Here is a 23,998-nt window from a genome sequence, read left to right as displayed (position 1 = left end):
CGATGCGCCGGGGGGCCTTTCTTGTCGTCGCCGCGCTGGCGTCGACCGCGCTGCCATCCACAATGGCGGCTGCCCAGACGGCGGCCCCCACGGCCGATTTCAACGCGCCAGCGCAGCAATTCGGGCGGGTTTCCTTCGACGCCCGGTCGCTGATGATCGACGGCAAGCGGACGGTGATCTGGTCGTCGGAAATGCACCATTTCCGCCTGCCCTCTCCCGATCTGTGGCGCGACGTGCTGCAAAAGATGAAGGCGAGCGGCTTCAACACCGTCGCCCTCTATTTCGACTGGGGCTTTCACAGTCCGAAGCGCGGCGTCATCGATTTTTCGGGCATCCGCGACATCGACCGGCTGCTGAAAATGGCGGCGGACGAGGGGCTGTACGTCATCACCCGCGCCGGCCCCTATGTGAATGCCGAACTGACGCGTGGCGGTTATCCCGGCTATATGCTCAATCAGCGGGCGCGCGCCCGCACGGACGACCCGGAATATCTGGCGGCCGTCGATGAATGGCTGACCGCCGTAAACGCGATCATCGCCCGGCATCAGATCAATGGCGGCCCGAATGGCCAGCGGGGCGGCACGGTCATCCTGCATCAGATCGAGAACGAGCTGGCGCTCACCACCCCTGCCCAGCGGCGCTACATGGACCATCTGTACGCCAGGGCGCGGGCCGACGGCATCACCGTCCCCATTTTTCACAATGATCAGGGGCGAAACGGATATTGGGTGCCAGCGGGTGCGGGCGTCGACAAGACGGTCGAGGGGCCGGTAGATCTCTATGCCTTTGACGGCTATCCCGGCGGCACCTGTACCGCAGAAGGGATCCCGACCCAGGCCGTGCCCGCCCCCGACTGGGGCTATTACGGCACGGGCGGCGCGCGCGGAGGGGCATCGGCCAGCCCGAAGACGCCCGGCTTCGCCGCAGAATTCGGCGGCGGCTGGTTCGATTACTGGGGGTCGAACGGCGGCTATGGCTGCAATGCCATTCAGCGCGGCCGGCGATATCAGCGCGTGTTTTACGGCACCAACCTGGCCAACGGCATCGGCATCCAGAGCTTTTACATGGGCTATGGCGGCACCAGCTGGGGATGGCTGCCCGGCCCGGTCGTCTTTACCAGTTACGATTACGGCGCGGCGATCGACGAGGCACGCGGCCTGCGCGACAAGGCGCTGGAGCTGAAACAGCTTGGCGGCCTGATCGGCGCGGTCCCCGACCTTGCCGGCATGATCCCGGCCGCCCCTGTTGAAAAATCCAGCCAGGATGTGCGCGTCTATCACAACCGCTCGCCGGAAACCGATGCGCGGTTCCTGCTGGTGACGCAAAACCCGTCCAACGGCTCCGGCGACCGGCGCTTCACCGTCACCGCCGATCTGCCCGACGGGCGCTACACCCTGCCCCTCCGCCTTGACGGTTATGATGCCAAGTGGCTGGTCGCGGGCGTCGACCTTGCCGGGCAGCGGCTCGTCTATTCGACCAGCGAGGTTCAGCACGCGCTGCGTCAGGGGACGCGCGGCCTGATGCTGCTGTACGGCCGGGCGGATGAGGATGGTCAGACCCTGCTGCGGTATAACGGCGCCCCGCTTGTGACCGTGCTGGCGGGTCAGGTGCAGCACCGGTTCGATGCCGCCCGCGGCGACCTGATCCTCGATTACCGGCACGACGGGCTGGCCCGCCTGCGGATCGAGGGCGGCGGGCGGCCGCCGCTCGACCTGCTGATCGCCGACGAGCCGGAAGCGATGCGGTTCAGCCTGACCAATGGCGTGCTGGTGCGCGGGCCGCTGATGGTGCGCAGCGCGCGCATCGACGGATCGCGCGCCACGCTGACCGGGGATGCCGCCATTGCCGGGCCGATCGAGCTGTGGGCGCCGCGACGCATCGCCGCCCTCCGCTGGAACGGCGCGCCGCTGCGCGTCACCGGCGGGATCGGCGGCACCGCGCTGGCCAGCATTGCCGGACCGGCAGATATCGCTCTGCCGCAACTCGCCAACTGGCGCACCGCCGCCGGCTTGCCAGAGGCCGAGCCGGGGTTCGACGACAGCGGATGGCAGGAAATCGACGACCGGCCCTATACCAGCATCACCCTGCGCCCGGATGGCCAACCGAACATGAGCATGGACGCCTATGGCTTTCATGACGGCGATGTCTGGTATCGCGGCCGCTTTGCGGGCGGCGCGCAGGCCCGGCGGCTGACGCTGCATTATGGCGGCGGCGGCGCGGGCATGGCTCAGGTGTTTCTGGACGGCAAGCTGATCGGGCACCACGACCTGCCCGGCGGGCTGCCCCGGCCGGAAACCATGGGCGTGTTCACCATCGACCTGCCGGATGCGGCCCGCACCGATGGCGAGCACGTCCTGTCCGTGATGGTCCGCAACAACGGGCATAACTGGGACCTTGATGCCGATGATTTCCACAAGGAAGCGCGCGGCATCGTCTTTGCCTCGATCGAAGGGGCCAATGGGCGCAGCTTTGCCGTGCCGATCCGCTGGCGGATCAACGGACGGCGGGGGGGCGAGGATATTGCCGATCCCGCGCGGGGGGTGCCCAATAATGGCGGCCTGAATGGTGAGGGGCTGGGCTGGCACCTGCCCGGGTTCGACGATGCGGGCTGGACCGCCGCCACCCTGCCCGCGGCCGAGGCGCGCGCCGGGACGACGTGGTACCGCACCCGCTTCACGCTGAACGTGCCAAGGGGGCAGGATGCGACCATCGCAGTGCAGTTCGGCGACGGCAAGACGCCGCGCTCCCCCGTCGCCTATCGCGCGATCCTGTTCGTCAATGGCTGGAACATGGGCCAGTTCGTTGCCCATATCGGCCCCCAGCGGACCTTTCCCGTGCCGGAAGGGATCCTCAACCATCGCGGGGACAATGTCATCGCACTTGCCGTCACCAGCGACGGCGCGCCGGGCAATGCGATCGAGGATGTGCGGCTGGTGACGATGCACAATGTCGCGGGCGGCCTGCCCATCCGCGCCGTACCCGCGCCCCGCGTTCCCGGGGAACTGAAATGACCCGCGCCCTGCTCTCCCGCCGGGACTTGGCAACGCTCGGCGGCGGCGCGTTGCTGGCTGCAGCAGCGCCGCGTCCTGCTGCAGCAAAATCCGCAAAATGGCCCTATCTGATCGGCGCCGATGTGTCCTGGATCCCGGAGGATGAGGCGGTTGGCGCAACCTATTGGCAGGACGGCATTCGGCGCGATCCGCTGGCGATCCTGCGCGATGCCGGGTTCAACGCGATCAAGCTGCGACAGTTCGTCGATCCGGCCAGGGGCTATTCCGCTGGCAAGCCGGGCGGCCCGTGGTGCGATGTTGCGCGCAACATCGCATTCGCCCGGCGGGTCCGCGCGGCGGACATGCACCTGTCCCTGACGCTGCATTATTCCGACACCTGGGCCGATCCGGAGCATCAGGACAAGCCCGCTGCCTGGGCCGATCTTTCCTTTGGCAAGCTGCTCGATGCGGTGCACCGTCATACGGCGGAATCCCTCTCAGCGATGAAGCTTGCCGGTGTCGCGCCCGACATGATCGTCATCGGCAACGAAACCACCTTCGGCATGCTGTGGCCGGAGGGGCGGATCCCTGCTGCACTGCCCACGGGCAATCCGGTGACCGATTCCCGCCATCGCCAGTCCGGCCAGCCCGGCGCCCATGACCGCTATGCCGCGCTGTTGTCGGCGGGGCTGGCGGCGGCAAGCGATACGGTGCCCGATGCCACGCTGGTGCTGCACAACCATCTTGGCCGGCACTGGGGCATCGTTCAGGACTGGATGGACAATCTGCTGCGCCGCGATGTGCGTTTCGACAGCATCGGCCTGTCCTGTTACCAGCAACAGGCGCAGGGCGACTGGGAACGCTGCTTTGCGCAGTTCATGGACCGCTATCCCGACCATGGCCTGATCGTGCTCGAATATTCGTCGCGCAAACGCTACCTCAACGATCTGGTCCGGGCGCTGCCGCGCGGACAGGGCAGCTTCATTTGGGAACCGACCCGGCATCAGGAGGCGATCTTCCTGAAGAACGGTGTTTCCGCTGGCGAAGGGCCGCGACCGGACTTGCTGTCACAGGGGATCAATGCAGCCGAAGCACCCGGCTCCACGCCCACCCCGGCGGCTGCATCGACGCCGCGCCCGCCCCGCGATCATCGCGGCCGCTATGACGCCGATCCGGCATTCCTCAATCTCTATCGCACGATGGCGGCCGATTATGGCCTCGCCGTCGGAAAGGGCATGGCGCGGCCATGACGATTTCCCGGCGAACCCTGCTTGGCGCATCCATGGCAGCGGCCCTGCCCCTGCCATCGCGGGCGGCGGTCCCGTCGGGCGGCGTCGCGGCCCGCTTTCCGATCTGGAACGGCCCCGCGCCGGGCGGTGAAGGGCTGGCGGTCAAGGACGAGTTCGTCATGCGCTCTGCCAATGGCGGGCCGGACGATATCGCCTGGCCGCACGTCGCCACGCCGATGCTCAACGTGCTGCCCGCGGCAAAGCCCAATGGCGCAGCGGTGCTGATGATCGCCGGCGGCGGCTATGCCCGCGTCGCGCTGGGCCGGCAGGGGTCGTCCATTTCCCGGATGTTCAACGAACGCGGGGTCACGGCGTTCGAACTGCTCTATCGCCTGCCGCACGATGGCTGGGCCGCCGGGCCGGACGCGCCGCTTCAGGATGCTCAGCGCGCGATGCGGCTGATCCGCGCCGGTGCCGCGACCTGGGGCATCGATCCCGACCGGATCGCCGCCATCGGCTTTTCCGCGGGCGGGCATCTTGCCGCGCGGCTGGCCAGCCGGTTTGCGCTCGAAACCTATCGCCCGATGGATGCGACCGACCGGCTGTCGGCGCGGCCGCGCGTCGCCGGGCTGTTCTTTCCGGTCATCACCATGGCGGGCGACGTCGCCCACGCCCCGTCGCGGCGCGAACTGATCGGCCGGACGCCCGATGCCGCCACGATCGAACGCTATTCGGCCGAACGCGACCTGCCGGCCGATATGCCGCCCACCTTTGTCGCACACGCCGCCGACGATCCGGTGGTCAAGGCCGCCAACAGCCTGACCATGTTCGGCGCGCTTCAGGCGGCGAAGATTCCGTCGGAACTGATGATCTTTGAAACGGGCGGCCACAACCTGCCGCTGATCGAGGATGGCAGACCCCATCCCTGGCCCGACCTGTTCGACCGCTTTGCAAAAAGGCACGGCTGGTGACCCCCGCCGCGCTTTCCCGCCCCCTGTCTGTAACACCAGAGATACGGATCGCTGCCATGGCAGGCGCCTGGCCGATCCAGCCACCCGAAGGAGACGTTCATTGGCTGCCCTGACTCACGATGTTCCTCGCCAACAAGTGACCGATGCGATCGGTCGCCTGATGCACAATCTGGTCAACATCAAGGATGAGACCGGCGAGTTCCTGCTGCATCTGGAGGATGGCCGCATCATCGACACCAAGGGCTGGGCCGGGTGGGAATGGACCCATGGCATCGGCCTGTTCGGCATGTGGCGCTATTTTGAACAGACGGGCGATGCGGCCGCGCTGGCGATCATCAAGCAGTGGTTTGCCGACCGCTTTGCTGAAGGCACGCCGACCAAGAACATCAATACGGTCGCGCCGTTCATCACGCTTGCCTATCTGTACGAGCACGAACCCGATCCCAGCTACATTCCCTATCTGGACACCTGGTGCGAATGGCTGATGGCCGATGACGGCCTGCCCAAGACCGAGGATGGCGGCTTCCAGCACATCGTCTATAACGACGAAAACCCCGGCGAATTGTGGGACGACACGCTGATGATGAGCGTGCTGCCGCTGGCGAAGATCGGCCTGCTGCTGAACCGCCCGCATTATGTGGAGGAGGCCAAGCGCCAGTTCCTCATCCACATCAAATATCTGTTCGACAAGAAAACCGGCCTGTGGTTCCACGGCTGGGATTTCAACGGCCGGCACAATTTCGCAGAGGCGCTGTGGGCGCGCGGCAATTGCTGGGTGACGATCGCCATTCCGGAAATCATCGAAATCCTCGACCTGCCGGTGGGCGATGCGTTCCGCACCTTCCTGATCGACACGCTGGCGGCACAGGTAAAGACGCTGGCCGAAACCCAGGACGAAAGCGGCCTGTGGCACACGCTGATCGTCGATCCGACCAGCTATCTTGAGGCATCGGCCACCGCGGGCTTTGCCTATGGCATCCTGAAGGCGGTGCGAAAGGGCTATCTGCCCCGCCATTACGAGGCGGTGGGGATCAAGGCGGTGCGCGGCGTGCTAGCCAATATCGACGATAGCGGCGAGCTTCAGCAGGTCAGCTTCGGCACCGCGATGGGCGACACGCAGCAATTCTACAAGGATATTGCCCTCACCTCGATGCCCTATGGCCAGAGCCTGGCGATCTGTGCGCTTGGCGAATTCCTGCGCACCTATATCTGATGCGGGCGATCCTCGTCCTGCTCGTCCTGTTGCTGGCACCGCCGGCATGGGCCGGGCAGGACTGGGTCGCCTTTGACCGGGGACCTGGCTTTGCCCTGATCGACCAAGGCCGCGCAGCACCCGTCATCACGGATGCGGCGGATCATTCGGTCGTCACCCTTGCCGCCGCCGAATTGCGCGCCGACCTTGGCCGGGTCGGCGGGGGAAGCCGGGACGAGCGCGCCGCCCCGATCCTGGCCGGCACCATCGGCAAGAGCGCGCTCATCGACCGCATGATCGCCGCAGGCCGAGTGGACGCATCGCCCGTGCGCGGGCGGTGGGAGGGGTATGCCATCGCCCTGGTCGACCGGCCCATGCCGGGCGTGGCCCGCGCGCTGGTGGTAATCGGCGGCGACCCGCGCGGCACCGCCTATGGCCTGATGGCGCTGTCCCGCGCCATTGGCGTGTCCCCCTGGCACTGGTGGGCGGACGTGACGCCGGGCCAGCGCGCCCATGTCCGCATCCGGCCGGGCACGCGGATCGCGGACGCGCCCGATGTGCGGTACCGCGGCTTCTTCATCAATGACGAGGATTGGGGCCTGGTCCCCTGGGCCGCGCTCACCCACGCGCCGGGCGAGCGCCCGATCGGCCCGCGCACCAATGAACGCATCTTTCAGTTGATGCTGCGCCTTCGCGCCAATCTGCTCTGGCCCGGGATGCACAAGGTGACCGCGCCGTTCAACGCCGATCCGGCCAATGCTGCACTGGCGGACCGCTATGCCATCGTCATGGGGTCCAGCCATGCCGAACCCATGCTGCGCAACAATGTCGGCGAATGGCCGGGCGCGGCGGACGCATTCGACTATGTGAAGAACCGCGACGGCGTGCGCGCCTACTGGTCCGAACGGGTGGCCGCCAACGCCCGGTACGAAAGCATCTGGACGCTGGGGATGCGCGGCATCCACGACAGCGGGATGGTCGGCCCGTCCAGCCCGGCCGAACAGCGCGCGACGCTGGAACGCATCTTCGCCGATCAACGGGCGATGCTGGCGCAGGCGGGCGCAGGTTCCGCGCCGCAGCTGTTCACCCCTTACAAGGAAGTGCTCGACATCTATCGCAGCGGCCTTGCCGTGCCCGACGATGTGACGCTGATGTGGCCGGACGATAATTTCGGGTACATTCGCCAGTTTCCGAACGATGCGGAGCGGCGGCGATCCGGCGGATCGGGCATCTATTACCACCTCTCTTATCTCGGCGCGCCGCTGTCCTATCTCTGGCTGTCGACCACCCCGCCCGCCCTGATCCGGGAAGAGATGGGCCGGGCATGGGATCTGGGCGCGCGCCGCATCTGGGTCGCCAATGCGGGGGATATCAAGCCGGCGGAACTGGCGCTCGGCTATTTCCTCGACCTTGCCTGGGACGTTGCGGGCACGCGCGCCCAGCCGATCGACGACTATGTCGCGCGCTGGGCAGCGGAGGCGATCGACCCCGCGCTGGCGCCCGAAATCGCCGCCGTGATGGCGGAGCATCACCGCCTGAACCTTCAGCGGCGGCCCGAACATCTGCAATGGTTCCTGCCGCACGGGCGCGCACGGCCAAGCACGCTGTCGCCCGCCGATGTTGCGGATCGGATGGCAGCGTTCGAGGCGAATGTCGCGCGGCTGGACGCGATCGAGGCACGCGTGCCCGCCCATCGCCGCGATGCCTTTTTCCAGCTGGTCCGCTATCCGGTAGAGGCGGCGATGCGGGCGAACGAGCGGGTCTTTGCCGCCGAACTGCACGACCGGCTGCGCGACCGCGATCTGGCCGCCGCCAATGGCTGGGCGGCGCGTGCCCAGGCGGCCGACGACCGCATCCGTGCGCTGACCAGCTACTATAATGGGGCCATGGCCGGCGGCAAATGGCGCGGCATCATGGCGCCGGAACCCGCGGATGGGCAATGGCGGTCCTATCGCACCCTGCCCGTCGCGGTGCCGGTGGCCGTCGGCACCCCTGCCCTGCCCCGCCACTGGCCGACAGAGGGCAAGCCGGCGAGTGTGGTGGTGGAGGCAGAGGCAGCGCGCGGCAACTGGCGCATCATCGACGGGCTGGGCACGAACGGCACCGTCATCGGATCGCGGATCGGACAGACGGTCCGCGGCACGCTTGCCGCATCGCTGCCGCCCGGTCGCTGGCGCATGGCCGTCGACCTGCTGCCCACCTATGCCGACCGCGATGGTCGGCCGCTGGAACTGACCATCGAAATGGGCGGGCGATCGTTCCGGGTCGGCGCAAAACGCGAAACCGGCAACGACGACTGGAAACAGGCGGTTCTGGACAACCGGCTGACTTTGACCTTGCCCGAACCGGTCGATGGGGGCGACCGCCGGATCGTGCTGGGCGCAACCGGCGGGGGCGTGATCGTCGACCGTCTGGTCTTCAGCCCATTCTGATTGGCGAGTGGCTGACGGACGGCGTTTTTTCCGTCCCGCTTTTCGATTGAAAGGTCCACATAATACGATATGGTTTCACATAGTGAAGCCATGAGCACATGGTTCGGCAATCCTTTTTGGGGAGGTGGCACAGGTCCGATGTCGGTCGCACAGCACCCTGACCGGCAACCGCGCGCACCATCGCCGCGCGTTTCCGCGCCCCTCCTTCCCCCGACTTCCTCGCAACCCCACCCTTTTAGACGGGAGCTTTTCCGATGAGCGTCATGTCATCGCTGCTGCTTGCCTCCAGCGCCCTCGCCACGCCGCAATCGGCCCCCGCCGCCTGTCCCGCCCATGTCGCCCTCGCCCCGGTCGCGGTGCCCGCTGCCGATGGCAAGGGCGTGCACATTAGCTGGCGGATGGCCAAAGCGGGTCAGCGATATGACCTCTATCGCGATGGCAAGCGCATCGTGCGCGGCACCGCGACCAGCCATGTCGATGCCACCGGCACGCCCGCATCGCGCTACGCCGTCGCCCTGTCGGGTCAGCGGCCATGCACCGACGGGATCGGCGTGTGGGAGCGGGGCTATTGGTCACTGAAGCTGGACCGCCCGGCCGGCCGCACCACGCCCAGGGGCGATGCCTATAGCTACAACGCCAATGACGCGAGCGCCGCCGATCTGGACGGCGACGGCGTGCCGGAAATCCTGCTGAAATGGGATCCCAGCATTTCCAAGGACAATGCCTTTGCCGGCTATTCGGGCGAAACGATCATCGATGCCTATCGGCTGGACGGCACGCGCCTGTGGCGGATCGATCTTGGCCGCAACATCCGGTCGGGCGCTCACTACACGCAGTTCATGGCCGCCGATTTCGACGGCGATGGCCGCGCCGAACTGATGATGAAAACCGCCGACGGCACCATCGACGGCACCGGGGCAGTGATCGGCGATGCCAATGCCGACTGGCGCGGCAGGGATGGACAGGTGCCGCAGGGCGACCGGACCGGCGCAGTGACCCTGCCCGATGGAACCAAAGTCGCCCCGCTGGAAGGCCGCATCCTGAAGGGGCCGGAATATCTCAGCGTATTCGACGGCCGCACCGGCAAAATGCTGGCAACCGCGCCCTATGCGCCGGGCCGCGATCCGGACACGACCGACCCCACGCCGGATGCGATGACCAAGCGGTGGGGCGATGGCTATGCCAACCGGTCCGACCGCTATCTGGCCGGCATCGCCAGCCTAGACGGCAAATTGCCCAGCGCCATCTTTGCCCGCGGCTATTATACCCGCACCACGCTGGCCGCATGGGACTGGCGCGGCGGCAAGCTAACCATGCGCTGGCTGTTCGACAGCGCCACCCCGGGCAATGAAAAGTTCGGCGGACAGGGCAATCATCAGCTTGCCACCGCCGATATCGACGGCGATGGCCGCGACGAGATCGTCTATGGCTCGATGGCCGTGGATGATGATGGCAGGGGCATCTGGAGCACGGGCCTGGGCCATGGCGATGCCATGCACGTGTCCGATCTCGACCCCAGCCGACCCGGCCTCGAAAAATATGGCGTGCACGAGGATGTCCGGCGCAACGGCGGCATCGGCGCGGCGATGGTCGATGCGCGCACCGGCGAAGTGCTGTGGACCAAGCCTGCAACCCAGGACACCGGCCGCGGCCTCGCCGCCGATATCGACCCGCGTTATCCCGGCGCCGAAAACTGGGCATCGAACAGCCCGGAACTGTTCGACGTAAAGGGCAATGCCATCGCGCCGACCAAGCCGCGCTTCGCCAATTTCGCAATCTGGTGGGATGGCGACGCCCTGCGCGAACTGCTCAGCGGCAATAGCATCACCAAATGGGACTGGACCAGGAACCAGGAGACGACCCTGCTCAAGGCAGAGGGCGCGGAATCGAACAACGGGACCAAGGCGACCCCGGCGCTCAGCGCGGACCTGCTCGGCGACTGGCGCGAGGAACTGATCCTGCGCGCGGCGGACAACAGCGAACTGCGCATCTACGCAACGCCGATCCCGACGCGCATCGTCCACGCACCGCTGATGCAGGATCGCCAGTATCGGAACGCGATCGCATGGCAGAACACCGCCTATAATCAACCGCCCCACCCCTCCTATCGGATCAAGGAGGGCAAGTAGCACCAATGGCAGACCTGATCACGGCAGGGCGCGCTATGTCCCGCCGTCACCTGTTGGCGGTCGGCGGCGCGCTGCCGCTGCTGGGGGCCTGTGCGCGGGCCGGTCTTGGCGGCGGTTTTCCGGCACAGACGGTGCGGGTCAGCGCCCCGTTCGCCATGCCCGACATCGCGGTACCCGACTTTCGCGGCGCCCGCCCCTTTCCGATCACGACCTATGGCGCAAGCCCGGACGATCAGGCGCGGACCAGTGCGGCGATCCGCATGGCGATTGCCGCTGCCCATGATGCCGGGGGCGGCATGGTGGTGGTGCCGCAGGGCGTCTGGCCCACCGGCCCCATCCATCTGGCGTCCAACGTCAACCTGCATCTGGAACGCGGTGCGACGCTGCTCTTTTCAGACGACCCGCACGATTACCTTCCTGCCGTGCAGACGTCGTGGGAGGGGATCGAGTGCTTCAACTATTCCCCGCTCGTCTATGCGTTCGGGTGCGACAATGTGGCCATCACCGGGCCGGGCGCGCTGGTGTCGAAGCTTGACGGATGGAAGCCCTGGTATGCCCGGCCCAAACCGCACATGGACGCGCTGATCGCGCTCTACACCATGGCCCGGCAGGGCGTGCCGGTGGCCGAACGGCAGATGGCGGTGGGCCAGAACAATCTGCGCCCGCACTTCATTCAGTTCAACCGCTGCACCCGCGTGCTGGTTGAGGACGTGACAATCCATGGCAGCCCATTCTGGACGCTGCATCCGCTGCTCTGCCGCGATGTCGTCATCCGCCGGATCAAGGTGCGCGCCCATGGCCATAACAATGACGGCGTCGACCCGGAAATGAGCCAGAACGTACTGATCGAGGATTGCGAGTTCGATCAGGGCGACGACGCCATCTCGGTCAAGTCGGGCCGCGACATGGACGCATGGCGCCTTGCCACGCCCGCCCGCAACATCGTCGTGCGCAACTGCCGCATCCTGAACGGGCATCAGCTGATGGCGGTGGGCAGCGAATTGTCCGGCGGCATCGAAAATGTGTTCGTCGACAATTGCCACTTCATCGGCGATGGCAAGGGGGCGGACGGCTGGGCCGTGCCCATCGACAATCTGCTCTTCGTCAAGACGAACGAACGGCGTGGCGGCCATGTGCGCAACATTCACATGACGAACGTCACGGCCACGCGCCTTCGCGGTTCCGTGCTCGCCGTGGAAACCGATGTGCTCTATCAGTGGCGTACGCTGCTGCCGACCTATGTCCGCCGGCTGACCCCGATCGATGGGCTGCACGTTGCCAATGTCCGGGTGGCAGAGGCAAAGTCGGTCTGCACCATCCGGGGCGAGCGGGAACAGCCGGTGCGCAACGTCAGCCTGCGCAACGTCACCGTGGAGCAGCTGTCCGGGCCAGCCATCACCACCGACAATGTCGAGGGGTTCCGCCGCGACGGCTGACCCCGCCCGACCGCGCTCTCGTCAGCGTCCCGCCTTTGCCACCTCGACCGCATAAACGTGCGTCGCGCCCTCGAAATTGCCGCGGAACACGACCCATTTGCCGTCGGGGGTGAACGTCATGTTCGGCTCTAGCCGATAGTCATGCCTGCGCATGTCGACCAGCTTCTCCTCGATCAGCGTGCCGGGGGTGATCAGGTCGGCGGCGTTGGGCGCGCTGATCCCGGCCACGTCGGGAATGTCCTTGGGCGTGAACAGGTACAGATATTTGCCGTCGGGTGCCTTGGCGACCATCTCCGCATCGCCGCCATCGCCGGAAAACCGCTTGCCGTCCGGCGACTGATAATAATGCACCGACCACTGGTTGCGCTCGACCTTGTACCAGTGGCGCTTGCCGGTCGCGATCTCGTAACTCGCCAGCCAGAACACCTCGCCGCGCGGCGTTTGCAGGTCGTACCAGATGGTCTTGCCGTCGGGGGAAAAGAACTCGTGGCCCGCGATTTCCATGTTCATGGTGCGGGTGTGGATCCGCTGCTTGCCGGTGCCGTCCGCGCGGATGGTCCAGATGCGGTCGACCTTGTGCCACGGCCCTTCGTGGCAATACATGATCTGCATCGGGTCGGTCGGCGAAAACTGGATATGGTTCAGCCAGTCGGTCGACGCCGTCACCACCCGCCGCGCGCCGGTGCGGATGTCGATGGTGAAGATCTCCATCGGGATCTTCGCCTCCAGCCGTTCATTCAGCCGCACCTCCTTCGCCTCGGCAAAGGTCAGCGGCTTGCCGTCCTTGCCCACCGCCGAATAGTCATATTCGCCCGGTCCCACGACGCGGCCCGGCGTCCGGCGGTTCTGCTGGCGCGTGCCATCGGGGCGCAACGCCTGCGTGCCCAGCGCCACCTGCCCCAGCAGCAGCGTTTCGTCCGCGTTGATCGAACCGATCGTCCCGGCGGGAACATCGGCAACCTTGCGCACCGCGCCGGTATCGATGTCGGCGGCATAGATGGTCTGCACCCCGCCCGCATCGTCGCGGCTGCGCGAACTGAAATAAGCGGACCGCGTCCTGCGCCCGGTAAAGAGGAGCGCGATCCCCGGCCGCGTGACCAGCGGCTTCACTTCCCAGGACTTCAGGTCGACGACCGCAATCCCGTCCGGCACCGTGATGACCATCTTGTCCCCTTGCGGGGTATAGCTGTTCTGGTGGAAATAGAGGCTGATGCTGTCGGGCACCCGGCTGATCCGCACCACGCGGTGACCGGTCAGCGCATCGACCCAGCTTGCCGCCGGCTCCGCCATCGCCGCCGGGGTCAGCGCCGGGACGGTCACGCCGATGCCGCCCGCCAGCGTGGCCGCAATGGCTGCCCACGCAAATTTCCTCATCCTCGCCTCCGCGCTTGACCGTTCCATATTGTGTGATACGCATTCAATATATGAACTGATCGGCATGGCAGCACAAGCCATGCCCTGTGGGGAGGATGGCATTGGCCAGCGGAGGAACAGTCGGGGCTGGGATGCGTCAGCCGCGCTGGTACAATTACTGGGGCTGGGGCTCGGGCGACATGCTCGGCGCCGGGGCGCAGGCGGTGGTCACCGGCTGGCTCTTCTACTTCTTCGTCACCTTCTGCGATCTGTCCGCGACAGAGGCTGGGCTGATCCTCGGCCTGCCCCGGCTGCTGGAGGCGATTACCTGTCCGCTGATCGGCTATGTGTCCGACAATCTGCGCTACACCTGGATCGGGCGGCGAATCGGGCGGCGCAAGATCTTCCTGATCGCCACCGTACCCCTGCTGCCCAGCTTCGCGCTGATCTTCGTCAGCGGGCAGACCTTCACCTATTATCTGCTCACCTTCATCTTCTTCGAATTCGTCTACACCATGTTCCTGATCCCGTGGGAAACGCTGGCCGCGGAAATGACCAGCGATTACGGGAAAAAGGCGAAGTTCGCGGGCGCGCGGATGCTGATCGCGCAAAGCTCGGCGATCCTCGCCTCCTATCTGCCCACGCTGATCATCAACAATCTGGGGGGCAAGGATTCGCCCTCCACCTTCCTCATCATGGCCGCCATCTTCGGCGCGATCTTCAGTTTCGTGGTCATCCTGGTGCTGATCTTCAGCTGGGAGCGCCCTTATACCGATGCAGAACAGCAGATCGAGGCACAGCCGCTGGACCTGAAACGGGCGCTGGCGATCCCCGCCATCATGTTCCGCGACCTGTTTTCGACGCTGCGCATCCGCGCCTTTCGCCAGCATCTGTCGATCTATCTTGGCGGCTATATCTCTCAGGATATTTTCAACACCGCCTTCCCCATCTTTGTCGTCACGGTGATGATGGGCGCAACCCTCATCATCTCGCAGATGCTGACCGCCATGTATGTGGCTCAGCTGATTTCGGTGCTGATCGCGATCAACATCGTCATCCGCACCGGACCGGTCATCGCCTATCGAATCGCGATCAGCTTTTACGGCGCGGGCCTGTTGCTGCTCCTTGCCCTCTATCTCGCCCGCCCCGCCGGGCTGGCTCAGGGGATGGACGCGCTGGGCGGCAATTTCCTGACCGCGCTCGACCCGTCCTGGTCGATGTTCAGCCCGGCGCTGCTGTTCTGGCTGTTCGTGCCGATCCTGCTGACCGGTCTGGGGCGCGGCACGCTCAATTTCGTGCCCTGGTCGGTCTATAACTATTTGCCCGATGTGGACGAGGCGGTGACGGCACAGCGGCGCGAGGGCATTTTTGCGGGCGTCATGACACTAGTGCGCAAGGTTGCCCAGTCCATCGCCGTCGTCATCACCGGCAAGATCATCGACATGGGCGGCTATATCTCCAGCCAGGGCCCCGGCGCCGCCGCCGTTCAGCAAAGCCCGCAGGCGATTGCCACCGTCACCTGGCTGCTCGTGCTCGGCCCGATCCTCGTCATGCTCGCCGGGATGCTCGCTTCCTGGCGTTTCCGCCTCAACGCGCGCACCCACGCCGTGCTGATGGCAGAGATCGAGCATCTGCGCGCGGGCGGCACCGAACCCACTTCGCCAGAGGCAAAGGCGGTGGTCGAAAACCTGACCGGCTGGCGCTATGATCAGCTGTGGGGTCGCAACGGGGTCGCCCGCTCGTGACCCTGCTGGCGGCGGCGCTTGCCCTGGCGGCACAGGTTGGCCAGCCCGCGACCGCCCCGGTCCCCCTGCTGCGCGATCCCGTGCATGACGGCGCGGCCGATGCCAGCACCGTGTGGGATCCGGCCACGCGGCAATGGCGGATGTTCTATACCAACCGCCGGGCCACTCTGCCCCTTGCCGATCCAAAGGATGTCCGCTGGGTTCACGGCACGCATATCGGCATGGCTCATTCGGCCGACGGCCTGAACTGGCGCTATGCCGGCATTGCCGCCATTCCCGAACATTGCACCGGCCCGACGCTGTGGGCGCCGGAAATCCAGTGGATCGATGGGCAATGGCATCTATGGCTGACCGTCGTGCCCGGCGTGTTCGGCAACTGGAACGCGCCGCGCCGCATCGTCCACCTGACCAGTCCCGACCTTGATCGCTGGACCTGTGCCGGGCCGGTCGATCTGGGGTCGGACCGGGTGATCGACGCCAGCGTCGTGACGCTGCCCGGCGGCGGATACCGGATGTGGTTCAACGACGAGCGGCGCGGCAAGGCGATCGTCGCCGCCGACAGCGACGACCTGATCCGCTGGCGGGTGGGCAAGGTGGTGGTCGACACCCCTGGCGAAGGGCCAAAGGTGTTCCGCTGGCGCGGCCGATGGTGGATGGTCAGCGATGCGTGGAAGGGGCTGCTCGTCCTCTCCTCTCCCGATGCGGACAGCTGGACGCGCCAGCCGGGCTATCTGCTGGCCGAACCCGGCACCCGCCTCACCGACCGGGCAAAGGGCCAGCATCCCGACATCGTCGTGGCGGGCGACCGCGCCTTCATCATCTGGTTCCTCCATCAATCGGGCGAACCGGAAGCGGCGGGCGATCCGGCGTGGCAACGGCGCAGCGTGCTTCAGATCGGCGAGCTGACCGAACGGGACGGCGTGCTGTCGATCGATCGCAACGCACCCGTCGCCGGCGCCCTGCAGCCCCCCGCATCCTGACAGGAGCCTGTCCCATGATCGCCCGCGTGATGCTCGCCTGCCTGACCGTCACCTGTCTGACCCTGGCCGCCGCCACGCCCGCCGCGGCACAGGTCGGCCGCGTCTTCCCCTCCGAAACCCGCACCATCGTCGACCGGACCACCGGCCGCACCATCACCGCGCTGACCAGCGGCGCCTATGCCGACCTCAAAATCTATCAGACGCATCCGCAATGGGCGGCCGATGGCACGCACATCATCTTTCGCTCGATGGACCGGGCGGGCGCGGGCAACCCGCAGATCTTTGCAGTCGATGAAATCAGCGGCGTGATCGTCCAGCTGACCGACGGGCCGGGCACCGGCACCGGCAGCCCCAATGTCGCCCGCCTGTCGAACAAGCTCTATTACATGCGCCGCCCGGTCGAGGGGGGCGGCAACCGCTATCGCCTGATCGAGGTCGATCTGACCCCGCTGCTCGCCGATGCAAAGGCGGGGACGCTGCGCCCCGGCGGCTATGAACGCGTTATCGCCACCCTGCCGGACGGGCATATCGAAGTGGGCGGCTTCACCCTCGATGCGGATGAGCGGACGGCCTATACCGGATTCGATTCCCGCCCCGCCCCGCCGCGCAAGCCCGGAGAGCCGGTGCCGCAGGTGCCCGGCGGCATCCGCGCCATCGACCTGACTACGGGTGCAGTCCGCACCGTGATGACCACCCCGTTCCGCATGGGGCATGTTCAGGCGAACCCGTTCGTGCCCGGCGAAATCCTCTATTGCCACGAAACCGGCGGCGACGCGCCGCAGCGGATGTTCATCGTCAAGGCGGACGGCACCGGCAACCGCCCCGTCTATCCCGAACAGCCCTGGGAATGGGTGACGCACGAACAGTTCGCCGATGCCGATCACGTCATCTTCAACCTGATGGGCCACCGCCCGGCCCTGCGCCAGCATCAGACGGGCATTGTCATCGTCTCGCTGCGCGACGGCAGCGTCACCAATATCGGCCAGATCGACGGCGGCACCTCCGCCCGCACCGGCGTCCCCTATTTCAATCAGCCGGATCAGCGCCCCGACCCCGACAATCGCGGCGGCTACTGGCACAATGCCGTCACCTATGACGGGCGCCTCGCCGCAGGTGACGATTTCGACGGCAACCTGCACCTGATCGACCGCGCCACCGGCAAGCGGACCCTTTTGTCCACCGGCCACCGGATGCGCCCCGACCATATCCACCCCAGCTTCAGCCCGGATAACAGCCGCATCCTGATCAATTCGGGGATGCTGGCGGACGGCAAGCGGCTGGCGCTGATGACCGTTCCCGTGGGCGATCCCGCCCGCTGACCTCTGATCGATCAATGGACCATCCGATGATGAACCGTCTCCTGCTCACGCCCCTCGCCCTGTCGCTCGCCCTGTCATCCGCCATGCCGGCCAGCGCGCAGAACTGGGTCCGCACCTGGGCTGCCGCCCCGCTCGCGGCCCAGCGTCCTGGAACGGAACGCGCCCTGCCCGACCTGACCGACCGCACGGTGCGTCAGGTCGTCCGGATCAGCAGCGGCGGCGACCGGCTGCGCATCCGCCTGAGCAATGAGGAGAGCGAGGACGCGATCCGCGTGGGCGCGGTCCGCATCGCCCTTTCCAAACCCGATGGCCGCATCGTGCCGGGCAGCAGCCGCATTGTCACCTTTGCCGGCCAGGGCGGCGTCGTGATGGCCGGGCACGCGCCCGTCATCAGCGATCCCGTCGCCATGGCGGTCAAGCCCGGCCAGCGGCTGACCATCAGCATCCACCTGCCCGACGGGGGTCAGCGCGCGACCGTCCACGGCCACGCCGCCGCCAATGCCTGGATCGCGCGCGGGGATCAGACCGATGCCGTCGTGATGAGCGACACCACGCGCTTTGGTCAGCGCATCATGATCACCGGCGTCGATGTCGAAACCCGCCGCCCGGCGCGGACCGTCGTCGCCTTTGGCGATTCGATCACCGATGGCGCACGCGCGACGGTGGATGCCGATACCCGCTATCCGGATCAGCTTGCCGACCGGCTTCGCAAGGGCGGCATGACCAGTGTCGCGGTCGCCAATATGGGCATCGGCGGCAACCGCCTGCTTGCCGATGGCACGGGGATCAGCGCGCTTGGCCGGTTCGACCGCGATGTGCTCGCCGTGCCGGGCGTCAGCCATGTCATCGTGCTGGAAGGGGTGAACGATATCGGCACCGCCACCCGCGACAAAAAGCCGCTGCCGACGCCGGAGGCGCTGATCGGCGCCTATCGTCAGATGATCGCCCGCGCTCGCCAGCATGGGGTCAAGGTGATCCTGGCGACCATCCTGCCCTATAAGGGCGCAGGCTATTGGAGCGAGGAAGGCGAGGCCGTGCGCGCCCGCGTCAACGACTGGATCCGCACCCAGCGGGAATCGGACGGCATTGCCGATTTCGACCGGGCCATCCGCGATCCCGCCGACCCGCTGCGCATCGCAAAGGCATTCGATGGCGGCGACGCGCTCCATCCCAACGACGCCGGATTTGCCGCAATGGCAGGCGCAGTGGACCTCAGGCTGCTGCGCTGACCATCGCTTAACAATCGATCTGGGAATAGCCGGTGGGCGACCGGCGCGGCACGCACGGATGGGTCGGATATCCCTCCAGGTCCAGCTCCGTCGCCTCCCGGATCACCTCGACCGCATTGCCGGTGTCGCGCATCTCGTACAGCTTGCCCAGCGCATAGGTGAACGGGCGGTGCAGCACCATCATCAGCCGACCGTCGAACGCGCGGAACAGCATCCCGTGCCCGCTGTCCCGCTTGACCAGCGGCCCCAGCTGTTCCCACGGCCCCTGGATCGTGCCCGATTTCGACCGCGCCAGCGCCTGCACATAGCCGCGCTCGCCATAGCTGGACCACAACATCAGCAACGTTCCGGCCTTGGTGCGGAACAGCTCCGGCCCGTCCGTCACCCACACCGTGCTGCCGTCCGCCTGCCGCTGCCCCCGCGCCCATGCGGCCTCGTCGGCGCGGAACAGCGTCGTCGGCTCGCCCGCCCGGCGCAGATTCTCGTCCAGCGGCAGGGCAGCGATGGTGCCCACCGTCGTCTGCCACCATTCATGGGCATAGACATACCACGGCCTGCCATCCGGCTCGACGTGCAGCGTCCCGTCCAGCGTCATCAGATCGGCGGGCGCGATCGGCTCGCCCTTGTCGAGCAGGGTATAGGGACCGTCCAGCTTGTCCGCGACGGCCAGCACGGTGCCCCGGCGATAGGTGTCGCGCACTCCGGCCTTGCCCAGTTTCGCCGCGTCGTCGTGAAATGTCGTGAACAGGTAATATTTGCCGCGCCAGGAATGAACCTCCGGCGCCCAGCTGCCCTGCTTCGCCCAGGTGCCCGTTGCGGGCAGCGCGAACACGACCCGCGGCAACGTCCAGTGCCGCAGGTCTCGGCTGGTATAGACCATGGTGCCCAGCCGGGGATCACCCGTCATCGCCTGTTCGTTGCGGGTGAACAGATAATAGGTCTTGCTGGCCGCGTCCGCGACGATGAAGGGATCGTGCAGGTGCATCTGCGGCAGCATCAACGGCGCATCGGCGGGCGCAGGCGGGATCGACGGGGGCAGCGCCGGGACCAGCGCACGAACCGTCGATTGCGCCTGCAACGGGCCGAGCGGCATCGCACCGGCACCGACCAGTGCCGCCGCCGCCACAGCCACAGAAGTTGTCCATGCCAGCGCCTTGTGCATCATCCCGTCCTGGTCCACCTTGTTTCGACTTTCCATTATGTGATACGATATTCCACAATAAGGGCAATTCGGAATTGTGTTTGAATTGCCGTTTGCGGGAGAAGTCGATGCTGTCAGTGCTGATCGCGGCCGCTGCCCTGGGGCAGACGGTGTTCATCGCCAGCGATTCCACCGCGTCCAACTATCCCGACCGTTCCTATCCGCAGACCGGCTGGGGCCAGATGCTGCCCTGTGCGCTGGACGGGGTGAAAGTCGAAAACCGCGCCATTGGCGGGCGGAGCACGCGCACCTTCATCAGCGAAGGGCGCTGGGAAAAACTGATCGCCGATATTCAGCCGGGCGACACCGTGCTGATCCAGTTCGGCCATAACGATGCCAGCCGCAACCGGCCGGAACGCTATGCCGCCGCCGCCACCGACTATCGCGTCAACCTGACCCGCTTCGTCACGGACGTCCGGGCCAGGGGCGGCACGCCGGTCCTCCTCACCCCCGTCGCCCGCCGCTCGTTCAACCCGGACGGCACGGCAAAGGCGGACTTCGCGGAATATGCCTCGGTCGCCAAAAGCGTCGCTCAGGAAACCGGCACCGTGCTGCTCGATCTGGGCAAGCTGTCGCGCGACTGGCTGACCCGCACCGGCGCGGAAAAGGCCAAGCCGTTTTTCCTGCATTACACGCCTCAGGACGGACAGCCCGCCTATCCCAAGGGGATTTCGGACGATACGCATTTCAGCGAACTCGGCGCCCGGCACGTCGCCGATCTGGTCGCGGGCGAACTGGTCCGCCTGAACCTGCCGGTCGGCAAGGCGGTGCGCGCCGACCGGTCCGGCCTGACCATCGACACGGCGGCGGGCAACCGCGACTGCACGCCCGCACGCTGATCCCCCGAACAAAATTAACCCGAAAAGGACCATCGGACATGAAGATCGCATTGATCATTGAGAACAGCCAGGCGGCGAAGAGTGGTGTGGTGCATGAGGCGCTGAGCGAGGTTGCGGGCGGTTTCGGGCACGAGGTGTTTCATTACGGCATGTACGCGCCGGAGGATAAGGCGTCGCTGACCTATGTGATGAACGGGTTGCTGGCGGGCATCCTGCTGAACAGCGGTGCGGCGGATTTCGTGGTGACCGGTTGCGGCACGGGCATGGGGTCGATGCTGGCGGCCAATTCGATGCCGGGGGTGTTCTGCGGCCTAGTGATCGATCCGACTGATGCGTTCCTGTTCGGTCAGATCAATGACGGCAACGCGATCTCGATGCCCTATTCCAAGGGGTTCGGCTGGGCGGCCGAACTGAACCTGCGCGATGTCTATGCCAAGCTGTTCGATGGCGAGCGCGGCCTTGGCTATCCGCGCGAGCGGGCCGAGATCATGCGCAAGAACCGCGGCATCCTGAAGGATCTGAAGGCGGTGACCTGCAATGACATGCTGACCGTGCTGAAGAATGTCGATCAGGACCTGCTGCGCGCCACGATCGCGGGCGAGCGGTTCCAGGAATACTTCTTCGCCAACGCCACTGACGCGGCGATCAGCGATTACCTCAAGCAAGTGCTGGCCGCAGAGCCGGCGCTTTCCTGATCCCCGCATCCTGATCCCCTTGACCGGCGGGGCGCGGGCGCGCGTCCCGGCCGGATACGGAGCCTTTGCCCCTGCCATGACCCATCCCTTTGACCTTAGCGGCCGCGTTGCGGCGATCACGGGCGCCAATACCGGCATCGGCCAGGGCATTGCGCTGGCGCTGGCTGCGGCTGGCGCGGATGTCGCGCTGATCGGGCGCACGCCCGCGACCGAGACGGCCGAGCAGGTGACCGCGCTTGGCCGCCGGGCCGCGATCATCAGCGCGGACCTGTCCAGCATCGAACCTGTGGGCAGGGTTGTGGACGAGACCGTGGAGAAGCTGGGCGGGCTGCACATCCTGGTCAACAATGCCGGGATCATCCGCCGCGCCGACAGCATCGATTTTACCGAGGCGGACTGGGATGCGGTGGTCGACACCAACCTCAAATCCGTGTTCTTCCTGTGCCAGGCCGCCGCCCGGCACATGATCCCACGCCATGAACGGGAAGGCGGCGGCGGCAGCATCATCAACATCGCCTCGATGCTGACCTTCCAGGGCGGCATCCGCGTGCCCAGCTATACCGCGTCCAAATCCGGCATTGGCGGCCTGACCAAGCTGCTCGCCTGCGAATGGGCATCGAAGGGCATCACGGTCAACGCCATCGCGCCCGGATACATCGCCACCAACAACACCGCCGCGCTTCAGGCGGACGAAACCCGCAACCGCCAGATCCTGGAGCGCATCCCCGCCGGGCGATGGGGCGATCCCTCCGACCTTGGCGGCGCCGCCGTGTTCCTCGCCTCCCCCGCCGCCCGATATGTCCAGGGCCATATCCTCGCCGTCGATGGCGGGTGGCTGGCTCGGTAGTTGTTTCACGATTTGGAACGTGCCAATGAGTGATAGAACCCTGTCCCATATTCCGGGACTGGCTGAGACGCGAAAGACGGGCGATGGAACAGGAACTGGTGGCGACTGCCGCAGCGGATGCGACAAAGGGCAATGAGGCAAAGGGCGCGCAGACGCTGATGCGCGCGCTCGACATCCTGGATCAGGTGATCATGGGCCCGGTTAAGGCGGTCGACCTGTCCAAGAAACTGGCACTCAGCAAGACGACCACCCACCGGCTGGTTCAGGCGCTGAAATCGCGCGATTATCTCAGCCTCACCCGCGACGGCTATGCGCTGGGGCCAAAGCTGCTGCATCTCGGCACGCTGGTGTCGATGCAGATCGATTATGTCGCCGTCGCCCGCCCGTTCATGGAACAACTATCGCAGCAAACCGGCTTTTGCGTCTTTGTCGGCAAGCGGGAGGATGACCATAGCCGCCATCTGGAACGCGTCACCGGGCGTCAGCGGCTGCGCGTCGCCACCTCGCCGGGGGACAAGCGGTTCATCTCCGAAACCGGCCTTGGCAAGGCGCTATTGCTCGACGAGGATGCGGCCATCCTTGAAAAGCTCTTCCGCCAGAGTCAGCCCAAGGCGGACAAGGCACAGGTAAGCGCCTGGCTCGCCTCGATGGGCGAGCATCGCCGCCGGGGCATCGTCCTGCATGAAAGCGAGGCCGGGGACGGCGTCCGTTCGATCGCGGCACCGGTGCGGGATGCCAATGGCCAGATCGTGATCGCGCTCAGCATCGCCAGCGCGGCCCATTACCTGACCGACGACGTGATGCGCGATCTTGCCGAAAAGGTCCGCATCACTGCAGCGGAAATCAGCATGGCCCTGGGCTGGCGTCCCGTCGTGACGAACCCCGCCGACTGATCCGCCCGGCAGCCGCTGGGCGGGGCCTCTATTCCGCGCGGCAGAACCGCTGGCGGGTGCCCAGCATCAGGCAGGGGCGGTCGCCATCGCCGCCCGCCAGTTGCAGCCATTCGCTGTCGATGCCCATCGTCACCTGCAACCGCCCGTCGCGCAGCGTCGCGTCATAGGTCTGCTGCGCCCCGTCGCGCTCGACCGTCACGGCAAAGGCCGCACCGGATAGCGGCGAGATGGTCAGCACCTGCCCATCGCCCACCCACCGTCCATAAAGCCGCGCGGGCGATGCCGGCACGGCGTCCCGGATTACCGGCGCCTGTGGCGGCGACAACAGCGGGGCCGGGGCATCGGCCGTCTCAGGGGCGACGGCCACGGGCTGAACCACGCTCGGCGCGTCAGGCGCGGTCATCTCCCCCGGCGGCGGATCGTCGGTCAGCATCGGCATGGCTAGGACGATTGCCAGGCCCAGCCCGGCAATCGCCCCCGCCGCCCCCAACCGGCGGACCGATCGGTGCTGCATCATG

At 66.5% G+C, this 23,998-nt stretch carries 18 protein-coding genes; 15 read left to right on the top strand and 3 right to left on the bottom strand.

Translation table 11 applies throughout. The features are described 5' to 3' along the window. Positions 1-2 precede the first annotated feature (2 nt). From NYR55_RS14170 to NYR55_RS14140, 7 genes are all read left to right on the top strand, one after another. Positions 3-3,011, top strand: coding sequence for a beta-galactosidase (locus NYR55_RS14170; protein WP_260022201.1), 3,009 nt, complete (start codon positions 3-5; stop codon positions 3,009-3,011). Then, a complete protein-coding gene (locus tag NYR55_RS14165) occupies positions 3,008-4,240 on the top strand; it encodes an arabinogalactan endo-1,4-beta-galactosidase (protein WP_260022200.1) in 1,233 nt (410 codons plus the stop codon). The genes NYR55_RS14170 and NYR55_RS14165 overlap by 4 nt, the downstream gene beginning before the upstream one ends. After that, positions 4,237-5,190, top strand: a complete 954-nt coding sequence (locus NYR55_RS14160; protein WP_260022199.1) for an alpha/beta hydrolase — start codon at positions 4,237-4,239, stop codon at positions 5,188-5,190. The genes NYR55_RS14165 and NYR55_RS14160 overlap by 4 nt, the downstream gene beginning before the upstream one ends. 100 nt (positions 5,191-5,290) lie before the next feature. After that, positions 5,291-6,403 (top strand): glycoside hydrolase family 88 protein, encoded by a 1,113-nt coding sequence (locus tag NYR55_RS14155; RefSeq protein ID WP_347709675.1) that lies wholly within the window; start codon positions 5,291-5,293, stop codon positions 6,401-6,403. Further along, positions 6,403-8,814 (top strand): glycosyl hydrolase 115 family protein, encoded by a 2,412-nt coding sequence (locus NYR55_RS14150; protein WP_260022197.1) that lies wholly within the window; start codon positions 6,403-6,405, stop codon positions 8,812-8,814. The genes NYR55_RS14155 and NYR55_RS14150 overlap by 1 nt, the downstream gene beginning before the upstream one ends. A gap of 254 nt (positions 8,815-9,068) precedes the next feature. After that, a complete protein-coding gene (locus NYR55_RS14145; RefSeq protein WP_260022196.1) occupies positions 9,069-10,943 on the top strand; it encodes a rhamnogalacturonan lyase in 1,875 nt (624 codons plus the stop codon). Positions 10,944-10,948: 5 nt separating this feature from the next. Then, a complete protein-coding gene (locus NYR55_RS14140) occupies positions 10,949-12,379 on the top strand; it encodes a glycoside hydrolase family 28 protein (RefSeq protein ID WP_260022195.1) in 1,431 nt (476 codons plus the stop codon). 21 nt (positions 12,380-12,400) lie between these two features. On the opposite strand, the gene NYR55_RS14135 is transcribed toward NYR55_RS14140, so the two are convergent. Further along, positions 12,401-13,753 (bottom strand): oligogalacturonate lyase family protein, encoded by a 1,353-nt coding sequence (locus NYR55_RS14135; protein WP_260022194.1) that lies wholly within the window; start codon positions 13,751-13,753, stop codon positions 12,401-12,403. Positions 13,754-13,884: 131 nt separating this feature from the next. Between NYR55_RS14135 and NYR55_RS14130 the strand changes: the two genes are divergently transcribed. Genes NYR55_RS14130 through NYR55_RS14115 form a run of 4 tightly spaced genes read left to right on the top strand, consistent with a single transcriptional unit; the run spans position 13,885 to position 19,005 of the window. Continuing rightward, positions 13,885-15,477: an MFS transporter gene (locus tag NYR55_RS14130; protein ID WP_260022193.1), complete on the top strand. Its 1,593-nt coding sequence runs from the start codon at positions 13,885-13,887 to the stop codon at positions 15,475-15,477. Then, positions 15,474-16,457 (top strand): glycoside hydrolase family 43, encoded by a 984-nt coding sequence (locus tag NYR55_RS14125; protein WP_260022192.1) that lies wholly within the window; start codon positions 15,474-15,476, stop codon positions 16,455-16,457. Before NYR55_RS14130 ends, NYR55_RS14125 begins: the two co-directional genes overlap by 4 nt. A 14-nt stretch (positions 16,458-16,471) precedes the next feature. Continuing rightward, complete coding sequence (locus NYR55_RS14120) at positions 16,472-17,776, top strand: oligogalacturonate lyase family protein (RefSeq protein WP_260022191.1); 1,305 nt, start codon at positions 16,472-16,474, stop codon at positions 17,774-17,776. Positions 17,777-17,802: 26 nt separating this feature from the next. Further along, positions 17,803-19,005: an SGNH/GDSL hydrolase family protein gene (locus tag NYR55_RS14115; RefSeq protein WP_260022190.1), complete on the top strand. Its 1,203-nt coding sequence runs from the start codon at positions 17,803-17,805 to the stop codon at positions 19,003-19,005. A 7-nt stretch (positions 19,006-19,012) separates the two neighbouring features. Here the strand turns inward: NYR55_RS14115 and NYR55_RS14110 are convergent, their stop codons facing one another. Next, positions 19,013-20,203: a glycoside hydrolase family 43 protein gene (locus NYR55_RS14110; RefSeq protein ID WP_260022188.1), complete on the bottom strand. Its 1,191-nt coding sequence runs from the start codon at positions 20,201-20,203 to the stop codon at positions 19,013-19,015. Between the two features lie 71 nt (positions 20,204-20,274). On the opposite strand from NYR55_RS14110, the gene NYR55_RS14105 reads away from it, so the two are divergent. The 4 genes from NYR55_RS14105 (at position 20,275) to NYR55_RS14090 (ending at position 23,480) form a co-directional block, all read left to right on the top strand. After that, complete coding sequence (locus tag NYR55_RS14105) at positions 20,275-21,045, top strand: rhamnogalacturonan acetylesterase (RefSeq protein WP_260022186.1); 771 nt, start codon at positions 20,275-20,277, stop codon at positions 21,043-21,045. Positions 21,046-21,083: 38 nt separating this feature from the next. Further along, positions 21,084-21,740 (top strand): RpiB/LacA/LacB family sugar-phosphate isomerase, encoded by a 657-nt coding sequence (locus NYR55_RS14100; protein ID WP_260022185.1) that lies wholly within the window; start codon positions 21,084-21,086, stop codon positions 21,738-21,740. 76 nt (positions 21,741-21,816) lie between these two features. Then, positions 21,817-22,587, top strand: coding sequence for a 2-dehydro-3-deoxy-D-gluconate 5-dehydrogenase KduD (gene kduD / locus NYR55_RS14095; protein WP_260022184.1), 771 nt, complete (start codon positions 21,817-21,819; stop codon positions 22,585-22,587). Positions 22,588-22,670: 83 nt separating this feature from the next. Further along, positions 22,671-23,480, top strand: a complete 810-nt coding sequence (locus NYR55_RS14090) for an IclR family transcriptional regulator (protein ID WP_260022183.1) — start codon at positions 22,671-22,673, stop codon at positions 23,478-23,480. A gap of 28 nt (positions 23,481-23,508) precedes the next feature. Here the strand turns inward: NYR55_RS14090 and NYR55_RS14085 are convergent, their stop codons facing one another. Continuing rightward, positions 23,509-23,997: a hypothetical protein gene (locus NYR55_RS14085; protein ID WP_260022182.1), complete on the bottom strand. Its 489-nt coding sequence runs from the start codon at positions 23,995-23,997 to the stop codon at positions 23,509-23,511. Position 23,998 lies beyond the last annotated feature (1 nt).

This window comes from Sphingomonas sp. BGYR3 (assembly GCF_025153455.1).
Classification (GTDB): Bacteria; Pseudomonadota; Alphaproteobacteria; order Sphingomonadales; family Sphingomonadaceae; genus Sphingomonas.
Note: the sequence above shows the minus strand (reverse complement) of the source record. Positions and strands in the feature narration are given on the sequence as shown.

Bases quoted from the DNA above. Each gene is read 5' to 3' on its own strand.
- NYR55_RS14120 (WP_260022191.1), top strand. From the start codon at position 16,472: ATGATCGCCCGCGTGATGCTCGCCTGCCTGACCGTCACCTGTCTGACC.
- NYR55_RS14145 (WP_260022196.1), top strand. From the start codon at position 9,069: ATGAGCGTCATGTCATCGCTGCTGCTTGCCTCCAGCGCCCTCGCCACG.
- NYR55_RS14110 (WP_260022188.1), bottom strand. From the start codon at position 20,203: ATGGAAAGTCGAAACAAGGTGGACCAGGACGGGATGATGCACAAGGCG.
- NYR55_RS14130 (WP_260022193.1), top strand. From the start codon at position 13,885: ATGCGTCAGCCGCGCTGGTACAATTACTGGGGCTGGGGCTCGGGCGAC.
- NYR55_RS14115 (WP_260022190.1), top strand. From the start codon at position 17,803: ATGATGAACCGTCTCCTGCTCACGCCCCTCGCCCTGTCGCTCGCCCTG.
- NYR55_RS14090 (WP_260022183.1), top strand. From the start codon at position 22,671: ATGGAACAGGAACTGGTGGCGACTGCCGCAGCGGATGCGACAAAGGGC.
- NYR55_RS14160 (WP_260022199.1), top strand. From the start codon at position 4,237: ATGACGATTTCCCGGCGAACCCTGCTTGGCGCATCCATGGCAGCGGCC.
- NYR55_RS14140 (WP_260022195.1), top strand. From the start codon at position 10,949: ATGGCAGACCTGATCACGGCAGGGCGCGCTATGTCCCGCCGTCACCTG.
- NYR55_RS14085 (WP_260022182.1), bottom strand. From the start codon at position 23,997: ATGATGCAGCACCGATCGGTCCGCCGGTTGGGGGCGGCGGGGGCGATT.
- NYR55_RS14150 (WP_260022197.1), top strand. From the start codon at position 6,403: ATGCGGGCGATCCTCGTCCTGCTCGTCCTGTTGCTGGCACCGCCGGCA.
- kduD (WP_260022184.1), top strand. From the start codon at position 21,817: ATGACCCATCCCTTTGACCTTAGCGGCCGCGTTGCGGCGATCACGGGC.
- NYR55_RS14170 (WP_260022201.1), top strand. From the start codon at position 3: ATGCGCCGGGGGGCCTTTCTTGTCGTCGCCGCGCTGGCGTCGACCGCG.
- NYR55_RS14105 (WP_260022186.1), top strand. From the start codon at position 20,275: ATGCTGTCAGTGCTGATCGCGGCCGCTGCCCTGGGGCAGACGGTGTTC.
- NYR55_RS14100 (WP_260022185.1), top strand. From the start codon at position 21,084: ATGAAGATCGCATTGATCATTGAGAACAGCCAGGCGGCGAAGAGTGGT.
- NYR55_RS14135 (WP_260022194.1), bottom strand. From the start codon at position 13,753: ATGAGGAAATTTGCGTGGGCAGCCATTGCGGCCACGCTGGCGGGCGGC.
- NYR55_RS14165 (WP_260022200.1), top strand. From the start codon at position 3,008: ATGACCCGCGCCCTGCTCTCCCGCCGGGACTTGGCAACGCTCGGCGGC.